Source organism: Kitasatospora sp. NPDC088783, assembly GCF_044750705.1.
Taxonomy (GTDB): domain Bacteria; phylum Actinomycetota; class Actinomycetes; order Streptomycetales; family Streptomycetaceae; genus Kitasatospora; species Kitasatospora fiedleri.
In genome coordinates this window covers 145,099-159,453 of record NZ_JBIVKJ010000007.1, presented here as the reverse complement: position 1 = coordinate 159,453, position 14,355 = coordinate 145,099, and the positions used below count along the sequence as shown (strand labels likewise).

General features: G+C 73.4%; 12 protein-coding genes. 7 read left to right on the top strand and 5 right to left on the bottom strand.

What is annotated here, in order from left to right:
- Positions 1–82: 82 nt before the first annotated feature.
- From dusB to ACIP60_RS21000, 4 genes are all read right to left on the bottom strand, one after another.
- Positions 83–1,189, bottom strand: a complete 1,107-nt coding sequence (dusB, locus tag ACIP60_RS21015; RefSeq protein WP_400687013.1) for a tRNA dihydrouridine synthase DusB — start codon at positions 1,187–1,189, stop codon at positions 83–85.
- A 319-nt stretch (positions 1,190–1,508) separates the two neighbouring features.
- Positions 1,509–2,396: a DUF4097 family beta strand repeat-containing protein gene (locus ACIP60_RS21010; RefSeq protein ID WP_400686599.1), complete on the bottom strand. Its 888-nt coding sequence runs from the start codon at positions 2,394–2,396 to the stop codon at positions 1,509–1,511.
- The gene (locus ACIP60_RS21005) at positions 2,393–3,040 is read right to left on the bottom strand and encodes a response regulator (protein ID WP_400686597.1); all 648 of its coding nucleotides are present in this window, start codon (positions 3,038–3,040) and stop codon (positions 2,393–2,395) included. The genes ACIP60_RS21010 and ACIP60_RS21005 overlap by 4 nt, the downstream gene beginning before the upstream one ends.
- On the bottom strand, positions 3,028–4,332 hold the full coding sequence (locus tag ACIP60_RS21000; RefSeq protein ID WP_400686595.1) for a histidine kinase: 1,305 nt from the start codon (positions 4,330–4,332) through the stop codon (positions 3,028–3,030). The genes ACIP60_RS21005 and ACIP60_RS21000 overlap by 13 nt, the downstream gene beginning before the upstream one ends.
- Before the next feature lie 135 nt (positions 4,333–4,467).
- On the opposite strand from ACIP60_RS21000, the gene ACIP60_RS20995 reads away from it, so the two are divergent.
- The 3 genes from ACIP60_RS20995 to ACIP60_RS20985 all read left to right on the top strand — a co-directional run bounded on the left by ACIP60_RS20995 (position 4,468) and on the right by ACIP60_RS20985 (position 8,922).
- Complete coding sequence (locus ACIP60_RS20995; protein WP_400686593.1) at positions 4,468–4,968, top strand: hypothetical protein; 501 nt, start codon at positions 4,468–4,470, stop codon at positions 4,966–4,968.
- A 1,451-nt stretch (positions 4,969–6,419) separates the two neighbouring features.
- Complete coding sequence (locus tag ACIP60_RS20990) at positions 6,420–6,998, top strand: NADAR family protein (RefSeq protein WP_400686591.1); 579 nt, start codon at positions 6,420–6,422, stop codon at positions 6,996–6,998.
- Between the two features lie 256 nt (positions 6,999–7,254).
- Positions 7,255–8,922 carry a hypothetical protein gene (locus tag ACIP60_RS20985; RefSeq protein WP_400686589.1) on the top strand — a complete coding sequence of 556 codons (1,668 nt, stop codon included), beginning with the start codon at positions 7,255–7,257 and terminating at the stop codon, positions 8,920–8,922.
- A 200-nt stretch (positions 8,923–9,122) separates the two neighbouring features.
- Here ACIP60_RS20985 and ACIP60_RS20980 read toward each other — a convergent pair whose 3' ends face one another.
- A complete protein-coding gene (locus tag ACIP60_RS20980) occupies positions 9,123–10,505 on the bottom strand; it encodes a glycine--tRNA ligase (RefSeq protein WP_100836081.1) in 1,383 nt (460 codons plus the stop codon).
- A gap of 297 nt (positions 10,506–10,802) precedes the next feature.
- Between ACIP60_RS20980 and ACIP60_RS20975 the strand changes: the two genes are divergently transcribed.
- Genes ACIP60_RS20975 through ACIP60_RS20960 form a run of 4 tightly spaced genes read left to right on the top strand, consistent with a single transcriptional unit; the run spans position 10,803 to position 14,219 of the window.
- Positions 10,803–11,771: a metal ABC transporter substrate-binding protein gene (locus ACIP60_RS20975; RefSeq protein WP_400686586.1), complete on the top strand. Its 969-nt coding sequence runs from the start codon at positions 10,803–10,805 to the stop codon at positions 11,769–11,771.
- Between the two features lie 41 nt (positions 11,772–11,812).
- The gene (locus ACIP60_RS20970) at positions 11,813–12,715 is read left to right on the top strand and encodes a metal ABC transporter ATP-binding protein (protein WP_400686584.1); all 903 of its coding nucleotides are present in this window, start codon (positions 11,813–11,815) and stop codon (positions 12,713–12,715) included.
- Entirely contained in the window at positions 12,715–13,761 is a 1,047-nt protein-coding gene (locus ACIP60_RS20965; protein ID WP_400687011.1) for a metal ABC transporter permease, read from the top strand. The genes ACIP60_RS20970 and ACIP60_RS20965 overlap by 1 nt, the downstream gene beginning before the upstream one ends.
- A gap of 35 nt (positions 13,762–13,796) precedes the next feature.
- Positions 13,797–14,219: a Fur family transcriptional regulator gene (locus ACIP60_RS20960; RefSeq protein WP_400686582.1), complete on the top strand. Its 423-nt coding sequence runs from the start codon at positions 13,797–13,799 to the stop codon at positions 14,217–14,219.
- Positions 14,220–14,355 lie beyond the last annotated feature (136 nt).

Genomic DNA, 14,355 nt, shown 5'->3' with positions numbered 1-14,355 from the left:
GCCCTGTTGTCCACCATGGACAGTCCGGCCGGGACGCCACGGCCAGGCCCGGAACCGAGCCGAACCTGCCGTGGAGTACAGATCATCCGCCAGAGGTGTCCGATTCGGCGTCTTCGGCCAGTCGAGCGCACTCGTACGGATCGTCCAACCAGCCCTCGGGCAGGACCACCCGGTTGTTGCCGCTGGTCCGGCCGCGCGGGCCGTCGGCACCGATCGGCCAGCTCTGCTCCTGGTCGATCAGGGCGAGCGTCTCCGTCAGCTCGGCCAGCGAGCTGGAACCGGCGAGCTTCACCCGCAGCTCGGAGCCGACCGAGAAGCCCTTGGTGTACCAGGCGACGTGCTTGCGGAAGTCGATGACGCCGCGGGCCTCGTCGCCGAGCCACTCCCCCAGCAGCTGGGCGTGCCGCACCATGGCGCGGGCCACGCAACCGAAGGTGGGGCGGGCGTAGTCGGCGTCGCCCTCGAAGATCGACACCAGGTCCTTGAACAGCCAGGGCCGTCCCAGGCAGCCGCGGCCGACGACCACGCCGTCGCAGCCGGTCTCGCGCATCATCCGCACCGCGTCGTCGGCGGACCAGATGTCCCCGTTGCCGAGCACCGGGATGCCGGCCGGGACGGACTCGCGCAGGCGGGCGATGGCCGACCAGTCCGCGGTGCCGCCGTAGTGCTGGGCCGCGGTGCGGCCGTGCAGGGCGATCGCGGAGACGCCCTCCTCCGCGCCGATCCGCCCGGCGTCGAGGTAGGTGAGGTGGTCGTCGTCGATGCCCTTGCGCATCTTCATGGTGACGGGCAGGTCGCCCGCGTTGGCGACCGCCTGGCGCAGGATGTCGCGCAGCAGGTTGCGCTTGTACGGCAGGGCGGAGCCGCCGCCCTTGCGGGTCACCTTGGGAACGGGGCAGCCGAAGTTGAGGTCGATGTGGTCGGCGAGCCCCTCCGTGGAGATCATCCGGGCCGCCTTGCCGACCGTCTCCGGGTCCACCCCGTACAGCTGGATCGAGCGCGGCTTCTCGCTCGGGTCGAACTTGATCAGCTGCATGGTCTTGGCGTTGCGCTCGACCAGGGCGCGGGTGGTGATCATCTCGGAGACGTACAGGCCCCGGCCGCCGCTCTGCTCCCGGCACAGGGTGCGGAAGGGCGCGTTGGTGATGCCGGCCATCGGTGCCAGCACCACCGGCGGCCAGACCTGCATCGGCCCGATGTTCAACGGGGCGAACTCCGGCGCGCCGGATGCTGCCGGGGTGGCCTGGACGGTGTCGGGCGTGGTGGTCATGCGCGGCGGATCCTCATACGGGTAGGGCCCCAATGTCGGGCTTCCGGACTCTCCATTCTCTCCCACCCGCCGGACCGCCCGGGCCGGGGCCGGGCGCGGGCTCCGCCGGGGGCTGCGGCGGGTGGGCGACGGCCGGTGCGTGCGGTGGGTGGACTGCGGTGGGTGGGCTGCGGTCGGTGGACTGCGGCGAGGCGGTGGGCGGCGGTGGGGCGCTGGGCGGTGGCGGCCCCGGGTGCGGTCAGGGCTTCCCGGTGCGGCCGATGGTGACGGTGCCGGAGGCGGAGGTGATGTCGAGCAGCCGCGAGGAGTCGGCGTCCTGGAGGGACGGGTCGACCGTCTGGCCGCCGCCGTCGCTGCTGAGGTCGATCCGGTACCGGCTGCGGTCGTCGGGCAGGTCCAGGACCAGGTTTCCCGAGGCGAGGCGGGTGGTGACCGATTCCGGCGGGCGGTCGTACTGGAGGGTGACCCGCCCGGAGGAAGCGGACAGCTGGGTCCTGGACGCGCCCAGCCCCGTCCCGATGATCTGACCGGAGCCGCTCTTGGCCCAGATCGGGCCGCTGACCCTGGTCAGCTGGACCTGGCCGCTGCCGGTCTCAGCCGAGACGGCGCCCGTCACGTCCACGATCTCCGTGCGTCCGGAGCCGTTGCGGGCGTGGACCTCGGTCGACGGCGGCACCTGTATGTCCAGGGCGACCGGGCAGCCGCGCAGGAGCCGGGCCTCCGGGCAGTCGACGGAGACCGTCATCCGGCCCGCGTCGATCCGCGTGGCGACCGTCGGCCTGCGCAGCGCCCAGCCCAGCTGTTCGGCCACCACCACCCGGTCGGTGCCACCGGACCGGACGGTGACCTGGGCCGGGCCGGAGGCGATGTCGAGCTGCCCGATCGCCTCGAAGTACGTCCGCTCCCGGGTGGTCTCCCGCTGGACGAGGGCCGCTCCCGTGACGGCGGCGCCTGTCAGGAGCGCGCAGGCGAGCGCCAGCACGCCGACGATCCGCCAGGCCCGGCGCTCGCCGGGGCCCGGCACGGCGGGCGGGCCCGTCGGCCCCGAGGCCGGCAGCCAGCGGGCGAGCCGGCCCGGCGCGGGGGCGAGCCGTGGCTGCGGCTGCGGCGGGGCGGTCCGGGTCATTGGCTGACCTCCAGGAAGCGCAGCACCGCGAGCACCCGGCGGTGGGTGTCCTCGGCGGGTGGCAGGTCGAGCTTGGTGAGGATCGAGTTGATGTGCTTGGCGACGGCGCTGTCGCTGACCACCAGGGATTCGGCGATCGCGGTGTTCGAACGGCCCTCGGCCATCAGCGCCAGCACGTCCCGCTCGCGGGGCGTCAGCCGGTGCAGCGGGTCGCGGTCGCGGCGCAGCAGCAGCTGGGCGACGACTTCGGGGTCGAGCGCGGTGCCGCCCGCGGCCACCCGCTGCAGCGCCTCCACGAACTCGTCGACGTTCGCCACCCGCTGCTTGAGCAGGTAGCCGACGCCGCTGGTGTTCTTGGCCAGCAAGTCCGCCGCGTAGCGCTCCTCGACGTACTGGGAGAGCAGCAGGACCGCAGTGTCGGGCCACTGCCGGCGGATCATCAGCGCGGCCCGGACGCCCTCGTCGGCGAAGCCCGGGGGCATCCGGACGTCCGCCACGACGATCTGCGGGCGGTGCTCCTCGACGGCGGCGAGCAGCGTCTCGGCGTCCCCCACGGCGGCGGCGACCTCGTAGCCCTCGCTCTCCAGCACCTTGACGATGCCGATCCTCAGGAGGACCGAGTCCTCGGCGATCACAGCTCGCACGGCAGCTCCATGGTGATGGTGGTCGGGCCCCCGCGGGGGCTGGTGATGGTGAAGGACCCGTCGACCGAGGCGGCGCGTTTGCGCAGGCCGGTGAGGCCGGTGCCGCGGTCGGCGTCCGCCCCGCCGATGCCGTCGTCGGTGATGGTGATGCGCAGCCGGTCGGCCGCCCGGTGCAGGGCGAGGTCGACCCGGGAGGCCCGGGAGTGCTTGGCCGCGTTGGCCAGCGCTTCGGAGACCGTGAAGTAGGCGACCGCCTCCACGGTGGGCGCTATCCGGCCCGGCAGGTCGACCGTGAGGTGCACGGGGACGGGGCTGCGGGCGGCGATGCCGGAGAGCGCCGCGTCGAGCCCGCGGTCCTCCAGCACCGCCGGGTGGAGGCCGCGCACCAGGTCGTGCAGCTCCTTGATGGCGGCCTGGGCCTCCTCGTGCGCGGCGGCGATGACCTCCAGGGCTTCGGGCGGGAGGTGCTTGAGGGTGCGCCGGGCGAGGCCCAGGTTCATCGCCAGCGAGACCAGGCGCTGCTGGGCGCCGTCGTGCAAGTCCCGCTCGATGCGGCGCCGTTCGGCATCGGCGGCGTCCACCACGTCCACCCGGCTGCGGGCCAGGTGCTCGACGCGGCGCTCCAGCAGCTCCGCCCGGTTCGGGCCGAGCAGGGCCCGGACCGTCCACAGGTCGACGGCGGCGAGCAGGGCGACCAGCCAGGGCGTGACGGCGAGCAGGAGCAGGCCGCCGACGGTCGCGGCGGCGCCCTCGGTCGTCCAGCCCTGCGCCGCCCTCAGGGGGTTGTCGGGCGGCAGCAGCCACACCCAGCCGAAGAAGCCGAGCAGGACGATCGACGCGCCCCAGAGGCCGAGCACCGAGGCGGCGCACAGGGCCTGCACCGGAGCAGCCAGCAGGTGGTGCGCGGCCTGTCGCCACGTCAGCCCCGCGCGGAGCCGGACCAGCCAGGCCGCGCCCGGTGGGACCCGGCCCGGGACCTCCAGCCCGCGCAGGGCGCGGACCCGGCTGCGCTGGGCGACGGTCAGCAGGTCGAAGAGGACCACGAGCAGGGCCAGCCCGGGCAGCAGGGCTCCGCTCGGGAGGACGAGGAGGATCAGGCAGGGCAGGCCGAACGGGAGACCGGCGGCCAGGAAGAGCGAGTCCCGTCGAGTGCCCGCGGACCACGGCGTGCGCGCGGCCACGGCGGCACGGACCGCGGTGGCCCGAGCCGTGACGGCATGAGCCGTGATCGCGTGGGCTGCGGCAGCCGGGGCCGCCCGGCGCGGAGGCGCGTCGATCTTCGACTGGAACATGCGGATCAGCGTAGGGGCCGCCTGATCTCGGCTTCCATGGCGCAGGCTTCCGTCTTTGGGGTGAAGCTGGCTACACCCCAAAGACGGAACCGCACACTACCGACAAGGTCCTTGCGCCGAAGGATTCTTGACGGCATGACGAATACGAACCTGATGCGTTGTGACCGTGGTCCGCTCTCCCCTGCTCGGGCGGCGGCCCCGGAGTTCGCCGATCCCGGCAGCGAACTCACCTGTTCAGTCGATGAGTTGGGCGCGTTCGCCGCGATCGGCCCGTGGTCGGTGCGCCTGCGGGCGGGCCGCCGACCGGCCATGGAGGTGTACGAGTACGGCGAACTGCTCGATGTCGTGGTCGAGTCCTCGCTCGGTGCGACCGGATTGCGCGGGGCGCGGCGCGGACCGGCCGGAAGACCGGGGTCGGGGGCGGTCGTGTGCGCCTGGGGCCGACTGCCACCCTGCGGGGTTCCCCCGCCGGTGTGCTTCCTCACCGGCGGGTTGCGGCGGCGGGCGGCGGACGCCGTGGCCGTACGGACGGCGGGCCGGTTCTGGTTCGCCTCCGCGGCCGGGAGGTTCCGCTGGGTGCAGGCGTCGGCGGCGTCCTGCTGCGCCGAGCACGCGGAGCCGGGGAGGGTGGCATGAGCACGTTGACTCCCAGGCTTTCCAGAGTCGGCGGCGTCGTCCCGGTGGGGCGGTCGACGGGTGCGCTCCGACCGGTCGGGTGGTTGCGGCCGGAGGTGCTGTTCCCAGGGTGCGGGCTGGTCCTGCTGCCCTGGTCGGCGCTGCTGGCCGTGCTGCCCGGTGGCCGCCCCTGGGTGGTGCTCGATCTGGCCGAGTCGGCGGCCCTGTCGGTTGCCGCCGCGTGCCTGCGGCGGGGCCGGAGCCCGTTCTGGCCGGCCGGGCTGGCTGGTGTCCTGCTGGTCACGGACGCCGGGTGCGACCTCGCGACGGCCGCCGTCGGGCCCGGGCTGCTGGTCGCCTTGCCGATGGCGGCGTGCGTGGAGTTGCCACTGGCCGCCGTGTGCTGGTCGGTGGCGTTCCGCAAGGGGACCGTCCGCGCGGGCGGCGGTCCGGCTCCGGCGGCCGGGCGGTGGCCACGGCTCTGGATGTTCCAGGTGCCCGGGGTGTTCCGGGGTCGTGCCGTGGCCCCGGTTCCGGTGGGCGGCCCGCCCACCGGGTTCCTCACGAAAGGAGTGTCAGTGCAGATCATCGAGCTGACGGCGCGATCCACTGCGGGGATCGTGTCCGGGTCTCCGGCGAGCCGGTTGTACGCCGTGATGTCGAGCCGGCTGCGGGTCACCGCGGCCGCGGGCGTGCGGGGCCGCCCAGCGGCCGCCGCGACGGGGCGTTCCGCCGCTCCCGGGGGCCCGGCGGTCTCGGAGGTGCACCGGGGCCACCGTCCGGCGGGCTCGACCGGCCGGGCACCGACCGCCGGGGCCCACGCCCGGGCCGAGCCCCGGGCGTCCCGCCCCGGCCCGGGCCGAACGCCCCGCGCGGCGTCCGCCGCGGCGAGAGCGGCAGCCCCCTCGTCGCGGCGCAGGCCCGTGCTGCGGCGGCCCGCCGTGGAGCGGCCGACCTGCTTCCGGGAGCTGCGTTCCCGCAAGCTCCGTCAGGGCACGGCCGGCCCGCGCCGCCCCTCCCCCACGGGAGGTTGACCACCCGCCCGAGCAGCCCCGCGCTGGAAGGAGCTGACCGCCCTCCCCGTACCGGGCATGTTCGAACGGCCGCCCGGTCCGGAGCTGAAAGGAGCCGCCTGACCCCGCCTACGACCTGGCAGCCCGCGCTGTCGCCGACCTGAACGCGTTCCTCCGCACCGGCGTCTTCCGTTCCTTGACCACTGCATAGTGCGATACGTCCTGCCGCCCACCGACCACGCGCCGGCCGTCGACCCCCGCCCCGGGTGTCGCGCCGGCCGGTGCGGGGTGTGGTCGGCAGGCCCTGCCGCGGGCGGGCGGACGAGGACGGGGCCACCGTACGGGCGGACGGCGAGGGCCGGATCGGCGGCCGTGCCCTCGCCCAGGGGCGGGTATCGGCGCAGGTGACCGCAGGAAAATGGAGGGCCCGGCAGGCGGGGCCGGTGCGAGGATGGCGCCATGACGACGAACCCGACCCCCTCCCCCAGCGAGGTGCGCACCCGCGAGCAGCTGACGGCCGCGGTCGCGTCCGGGGCGCGCCCGAAGTACCTGCATTTCTGGGGCCACCAGCCGCAGCGGGACGGGCGGATCGGGCCCGGCGCGCTCAGCCAGTGGTGGCCCTCCCCGTTCACCGTCGACGGGGTCGAGTACCGCACCGCCGAGCACTGGATGATGGCCGGGAAGGCCCGGCTGTTCGGGGACGAGGAGATCGTCCCGAGGATCCTCCGGGCGCGGACGCCCGCGGAGGCGAAGAAGTTGGGGCGCCAGGTCCGGGGATTCGACGACGAGCGCTGGGTCGCGCAGCGTTTCGAACTGGTGGTGAACGGCAGCACCGAGAAGTTCGGACAGGACGAGCAGCTCCGTACGTACCTGCTCCGCACCGGCGAGCGCGTTCTGGTGGAGGCCAGCCCGCTCGACCGGATCTGGGGGATCGGGCTCGCCGCCGACGACGAGCGGGCTGCGACCCCCGCCCAGTGGCGAGGGCTGAACCTGCTCGGCTTCGCCCTGATGGAGGCACGAGCACGACTCGCGGGCTGAACCCGACCAACTAGCCGATTAAGGGCGGCAGTTGTCCAGCATCTCGCACAAGTGGGTTGATTCGGGCGGAAGTCGGTCGCGACCCGTGAACGCCGCCGTCCTCCCGTGTCGCACCGGCCACTCGTATCGTCGTCCCGAAAAGGTTAAGACTTGCTCCCGTAACGTGGCCGCCGCATGGCAGCGCCAGGATGGCCACCAGATTGTTGTGTTCGGAGGCCGGTCGGGCGGTCTCCTGGAGAGGTCGGGGCGGGGCGCGATGACCGTACGCAATTCGGGGCCGGATTCGGCCGATGTCCAGACGCTCAGGGCGGAGTTGGACGAACTCCTGAGGGCGCGGCAGTTCGCCGCACAGCGCGAGCGCAGGCTCGCCGAGGCCGTCCGGGCCGGCTACGAACCCGATCACTCGCCCGCCTACGGCCGCCCGCCCCGGCAGCCCGATCCCGAACTGGTGCGACAGCTCGCCCAGGTACAGAACCTCCGCGAAGGACTCGGCGCCCGCTGTCTCGAACTGAGCGACCGCCTCCTGGCAGCCGAGGACCGACAGTTGGCGGGGCGGTTGGCCGACCGTCCCGCACCCGTACCCGGCATCGACCCGGGCACCCCCGCCCAGGGCTCCTGGGCGCACCGACCGGACGAACCGGCCGCTCCTCCGATGCCCCCGCCGCGCTCGTTCCCGACCGGAGCCCGCTTCGGCGGAGACCGCAGATCGGGCCCCGCCCACGAACCGGCCGCCACGTCCGACAGACCGGCGGACCTGACCGGCAGCGCCGACCCGGCCGCGGCCCTGCCCGCCGGAGGGCCGCCCCTGCGCGGCGCCCGCTTCGGGGCCAGCCGCCCTCGCCGCGCCGGCCGGAAGAACGACGACCGCACCACCACCGCCGCATCCCGGCCCATCATCGACGCGGCCGACGCGGTTTCCCGGAGCGGCGGAACGGATGCCCGGCCGGAAGGGCCCACCGGCACCTCCTGGGCCGGAACAGGCACCCACGACAACGGAACCGACTCCCACCGGGCCGACAGCACCGCCCGCCCGGGCACGGAGCGCAACGGCACCGGACCCACCAGGCCGGGCACCGCCCCCCGCAGCAACGGCACCCCCAGTAACAGCACCGGACTCGCGGGCCCCAGGAACCGGACGGAGGCCGCCGCGCCGGAGGGCGGCATGCGGGCCCGGACGGGTGCCGAACTGGTCGCCCTCACCCAGCGGATCACCGACCTGCACCGGCAGGGCGCGGTGCACGAATCCGCAGGCCTCGTGGGCCAGGCGGCCCTGATGACCACGCCGAGCGATCTGGTCGGGCTGGCCGCGCTGCTGCGGGCCGAGGGACCAGCCGGCTCCTCCACCTACCTGGCCCGATCGGTGGCCCTCGGATCCCCGGCGCACGCGGCGGCCACCCTGGCGGAACTGCGTCAGGGCGGGCTGGTGGACGAGGCGGCCGACCTGTTCCACGCCCTGTGGTCGGTAAGCACGCAGACCCTCCCGGCACTGCTCGCCGCCCTGGAGCGGTCGGGCCAGTCGGCCGACGGACAGACCCTGCTGTGGGAGCGGGCCTCCGCCCCGGCCGATGAACTCGCCGAACTGTCGCAGGAGTTGCGCGTCGCGGGGCGCTCCGAGGACATTCGCCACCTGCTGCGCCAGGCCGCGGGCCGGCCGATCAAGGAGGTCGCGACGATCGCTGCGGCACTGGACGAGGAATCCGCGGTCGAGCTGATCGGCGAGTTGGTGCGACTGCGGTCGGCGAGCGACGTCGGGCACTTCGCGGCCGCGATCCAGGGCTCGGTGGAGCTGTACGACACGCTGCTGTTCGCCGCCGACGGCTTGGAGGAGAGCCGGGCCCGCAGCGTGTTCGCGGCGCTGCGCACCGCGGGGCTGCCGACCGAACCGGCTCCCCGCTCGCGGCCTAAGTCCCGCCAGCGCCGCTGAGCGGGGCTCCGCGAGGGGTCCGTCACCGCAATAGCTCCACCCCGCCTCACGCCCCGCGGACCGGCTCACCCCGTACGGAAGTCGCCCGCACCGGCATCCGAACGCCGAACGCCGAACGGCCGGCGGGTCGCCCCCGGGAAGGGGACGGCCCACCGGCCGGACGAAGGGCTGCGGACCGCGGTCCGCCGCGGCGCTCGGTGTCAGCAGCCGATCAGGCGGGTAGCCAGGTAGGACTTCACCTGGTCGAGCGACACGCGCTCCTGCGCCATGGTGTCGCGATCGCGGACGGTCACCGCGTTGTCCTCGAGGGTGTCGAAGTCGACGGTGACGCAGAACGGGGTGCCGATCTCGTCCTGGCGGCGGTAGCGCTTGCCGATCGCCCCGGCGTCGTCGAACTCGACGTTCCAGGCCGAGCGCAGGTCGGCGGCGAGGCCGCGGGCCTTCGGCGAGAGGTCGGCGTTGCGGGACAGCGGGAGCACCGCGACCTTGACCGGGGCCAGCCGCGGGTCGAGCCGCATGCCGACGCGCTTCTCCATGACGCCCTTGGCGTTCGGCGCCTCGTCCTCGAAGTAGGCGTCGAGCAGGAAGGCCAGCATGGCGCGGTTGAGGCCGGCCGCGGGCTCGATGACGTACGGGAAGTACCGCTCGTTCGCGTCCTGGTCGAAGTACTTGAGGTCCTGGCCGGAGTGCTCGCTGTGCACCGTCAGGTCGTAGTCGGTGCGGTTGGCCACGCCCTCCAGCTCGGAGAACTCGCTGCCACCGAAGTTGAAGCGGTACTCGATGTCCACCGTGCGCTTGGCGTAGTGGGACAGCTTCTCCTTGGGGTGCTCGAAGAAGCGCATGTTCTCGGTCCGCAGGCCGAGGTCGACGTACCAGTTCCAGCGCTGCTCGAGCCAGTACTCGTGCCAGGTCTCGTCCTCGCCCGGCTTGACGAAGAACTCCATCTCCATCTGCTCGAACTCGCGGGTGCGGAAGATGAAGTTGCCGGGGGTGATCTCGTTGCGGAAGCTCTTGCCGACCTGGGCGATGCCGAACGGCGGCTTCTTGCGCGTGGTGGTCTGGACGGCGCGGAAGTTGGTGAAGATGCCCTGCGCGGTCTCGGGGCGCAGGTAGGCCAGGCCAGCGGCGTCCTCGGTGACGCCGAGGTGCGTCTTCAGCATGCCCGAGAACTCCTTGGGCTCCGTGAAGGCGCCCTTGTTGCCGCAGTTCGGGCAGTTGATGTCGGCCAGGCCGTTGGCCGGGAGCTTGCCGTGCTTGGCCTCGTAGGCCTCTTCCAGATGGTCGGCGCGGAAGCGCTTGTGACAGGAGAGGCACTCGGTCAGCGGGTCGTTGAAGGTCGCGACGTGGCCGGACGCCTCCCAGACCTCGCGGGCCAGGATCACCGAGGAGTCGATACCGACGACGTCCTCCCGAGCGGTGACCATCGCGCGCCACCACTGGCGCTTGATGTTCTCCTTGAGCTCGACTCCCAGCGGACCGTAGTCCCAGGCGGCACGCGTACCGCCGTAGATCTCGCTGCAAGGGTAGACGAAGCCACGGCGCTTGCTCAGGCTGACGATCGTGTCGATCTTGTCGGCGGCCACAGTGCTCTCTTCAGTACGACGGCACGGTCAGGGCGCGGCTGGTTGCGCGCGCCCGAATAACTCAGGGTACCGGGGATGCGGGGGCGGGGTTCAACTCGATAGTGGCACGGGCGGCCCGCCGGGTGGCTGTACCGGGAGTGAACAGCCGTGCGTTCTCCGGCGTGTTGGAGGTCGCGGGGTGAAGGCGCGGTGCCCGGCCGACACGGACGGCGCAACGAGGGGCCGCGGCACGCGGTGCGGGAGGGTCTCCCTACCGCAAGTTGACAATCATTTCCAGATAAGATGAGAATGGTTGTCATGAAGATTCGCCGTCCCTCTACCTCGATAGCCCTGGCCGCCACCGCCCTCGCCGGATCCCTGCTGCTCTCCGGCTGCGGCGGCGTCAGCAGCGCGGCGGGGAAGGACGGCGGGAAGCTGGACGTGGTGGCCTCCTTCTACCCGATGGAGTTCCTGGCCCGGCAGATCGGCGGGGAGCACGTCAGGATCACCGATCTGACGGCCCCGGGCGTGGAGCCGCACGACCTGGAGCTGACGGCCAAGCAGGTCGCGGCCGTCCAGCGGGCCGACGCGGTGGTCTACCTGAAGGGCCTGCAGCCGACCGTGGACAAGGCCGTCGAGCAGGGCCACCTCAAGCACGTGGTGGACGCGACCGCCGCCTCCCCGCTGGTGGACCACCACCTCGACGAGGGCGGCGAGGACGAGGCCGAGGCGCACGACGGCGAGAGCGGGCACGAGCACAGCGGCACGGCCGGCGACCCGCACATCTGGCTGGATCCGGCCCGGTACGCGACGGTGGCCCGCAGTGTGGGCGCCGAACTCGCGGAGATCGACCCCGCCAACGCCGACGACTACCGGCACAACACCGACGACCTGGTGGCCCGGCTGACCTCCCTGGACCAGGAGTTCAAGGACGGCCTGGCGAACGCCACCACCCGGACCTTCATCACCAGCCACGCCGCGTTCGGCTACCTCGCCGACCACTACGGGCTGGAGCAGGTCGCCATCAACGGGGTCGACCCGGAGGCCGAACCCACCCCGTCCCGGATGGCCGCGATCCAGCGCGCCGCCAAGGAGAACGGCGCGACCACCGTCTTCTTCGAGGCCCTGGTCAGCCCCAAGCTGGCCGAGACCGTGGCCTCCGACCTGGGGCTCAAGACCGCCGTGCTCGACCCCCTGGAGGGGATCAAGGAGCCGGACCGGAACGACTACTTCTCCGTCATGCGGCAGAACCTGACCAACCTGCGGGCCGCGCTCGGCGCCAGCTGAGCGGACCTGGGCGAGCGGCGAGAGCAGAGCGAGGAACCACCATGAGCGCTGTCACCCCCACGACGGACTCCGACCACGACACCGACCGCAGCACCGGCCACGACACCGACCGCAGCACCGACCACCGGGGCATCAGCGGGCGCACCGCCGGGGAGGTCCGCGAGGAGGCCGGCGGCGAGGCCGGGCCGGTGGTCGTCGGGCTGCGGGGAGCGGTCGCCACCGTCGGGGGGCGGCCGGTGCTGCGCGGCGTCGACCTCACCGTCCGGCCGGGCGAGGTGGTCGCCCTGCTGGGTGCCAACGGGTCCGGCAAGTCCACCACCGTGAAGAGCGTGATCGGCTCGGTGCCGCTGGACCGGGGCAGCCTGGAGCTGTTCGGCCGGCCGTACCGCAGGTTCCGGGACTGGCACCGGATCGGGTACGTCCCGCAGCGCACCACCGCGGCCGGCGGGGTGCCGGCCACGGTCCGCGAGGTGGTCTCCACCGGGCGGCTGCCGCAGCACGGGCTGCTGCCGTTCCGGCGCAAGGACCGGGCCGCAGTGGACCGGGCGCTGACCGCCGTCGGCATGCTGGGCCGTGCCGCCGACGGGGTGGCCCACCTGTCCGGCGGCCAGCACCAGCGGGTGCTGATCGCCCGCGCCCTGGTCGGCCGGCCCGACCTGCTGATCATGGACGAGCCGATGGCCGGGGTCGACGTGGACAGCCAGCAGGTGCTCGCCGACATCCTCCGCAGCGAGGTGGAGCGCGGCTGCGCGGTCCTGCTGGTGCTGCACGAGCTCGGGCCGCTGGAGCCGCTGATCGACCGCGCCGTGGTGCTCCGCGACGGCTGCGTGGCGCACGACGGACCGCCGCCCCGGGGCGTCGGCCAGCACGCGCTGCCCGGCCACGACCACGTCCACCCGCACGCCGACGACCACCACCGCACCACCCAGGGGCTACTGGCATGATCGAGATGTTCCAACCCGACTTCATGCAGCGGGCGTTCCTCGCCGCCGTGCTGGTCGGCATCACCGCACCCTCGATCGGCATCTACCTGGTGCAGCGCCGGCAGGCGCTGATGGGCGACGGCATCGGGCACGTCGCGCTCACCGGCGTCGGCCTGGGCTTCCTGTTCCAGGCCAACCCGATGTGGACGGCGGTGCTGGTCTGCGTGCTCGGCGCCGTCGTGATGGAGCTGGTCCGGGCCCGCGGCAACCAGCGCGGCGACATCGCGCTGGCGATGCTCTTCTACGGCGGCATGGCCGGCGGCAAGCTGCTGGTCTCGATGAGCAGCCAGTCCGGCGCGGGCAGCCTGGAGAGCTACCTGTGGGGCTCCATCCTGTTCGTCTCCCCCGGCGACCTGGTGGTGATCGCCGTGCTCGCGGCGGTGGTCGTCGCGGTCACCGTGGGCCTGCGCCGCCAGCTGTTCGCGGTCTGCCAGGACGAGGAGTTCGCCCGGGTCACCGGCCTCCCGGTGCGGGTGCTGAACCTGCTGCTCGCGGTGATGGCCGCGGTCACCGTGACCGTCGCCATGCGGGTGGTCGGCCTGCTGCTGGTCAGTGCGCTGATGGTGGTCCCGGTGGCGGCCGCCCAGCAGCTGACCCGCTCCTTCGCGGCCACCCAGGCCGCCGCGATCGGCGTGGGCGTGCTGACCGCCCTGTTCGGCGTCGGCACCTCCTACCAGGCCGACCTGCCGTCCGGCCCGACCATCGTGTTCCTGGCCATCCTCGCCTTCGCCCTGTTCAGCGCGGTCGCCGCGCCGCTGGCCAGGCGACGGCACCGGGCGTCCGCCGAACACGGCCCGGCGGTGTGCGACGTGGCCCTGCCCGGCCCCGCTACCGAGGGTTCCGCCGTGGGAGGCACCGCGGCGGGGGGTTCCGCCGCCGGTCCGGGAACCGCGGAGGGCGGGGGCGCAGTCCTGGAGGGAACGGAGCCGGTCCGGGCACCGGCAGGAGCGACGGTCGATGCACCGCCGTCGGGGGAGTCGCTGTCAAGTCGGGGGCTGGCACAATGATGTGCGAAACCACCCGATCAGCAGGAGGACCCACGGTGACCACCGCAGGCCCGTCGCCGCGCGCGCGATCGACTCGGCAGCGCACCGCCGTCTCGGCGGTCCTGGACGAGATTGAGGACTTCCGCAGCGCGCAGGAACTGCACGACATGCTCAAGCACCGGGGCGACTCGGTGGGTCTGACCACCGTCTACCGCACGCTGCAGTCGCTGGCCGAAGCCGGTGAGGTGGACGTGCTGCGCACCGCCGAGGGCGAAGCGGTCTACCGGCGGTGCAGCAGCGGGCACCACCACCACCTGGTGTGCCGGCACTGCGGGGCGACCGTCGAGGTCGAGGGCCCCGCGGTCGAACGGTGGGCCAACGCGGTCGCCGCCGAACACGGGTTCAGCGACATCGCGCACACCCTGGAGATCTTCGGCACCTGCGGCGACTGCGCCGCCAAGCAGCAGCAGGAGGAGTAGGCACCACCGCGGCCCGGCAGCGGACGCCGCCCGGCCCGGGCAACGGGTGAGGGCCCGGATCGGAACAGTCCGATCCGGGCCCTCACCCGTACTCCCCGCACTCGCGTTTCCCGCGCCTGCTGCGGTCCCCCCGTCC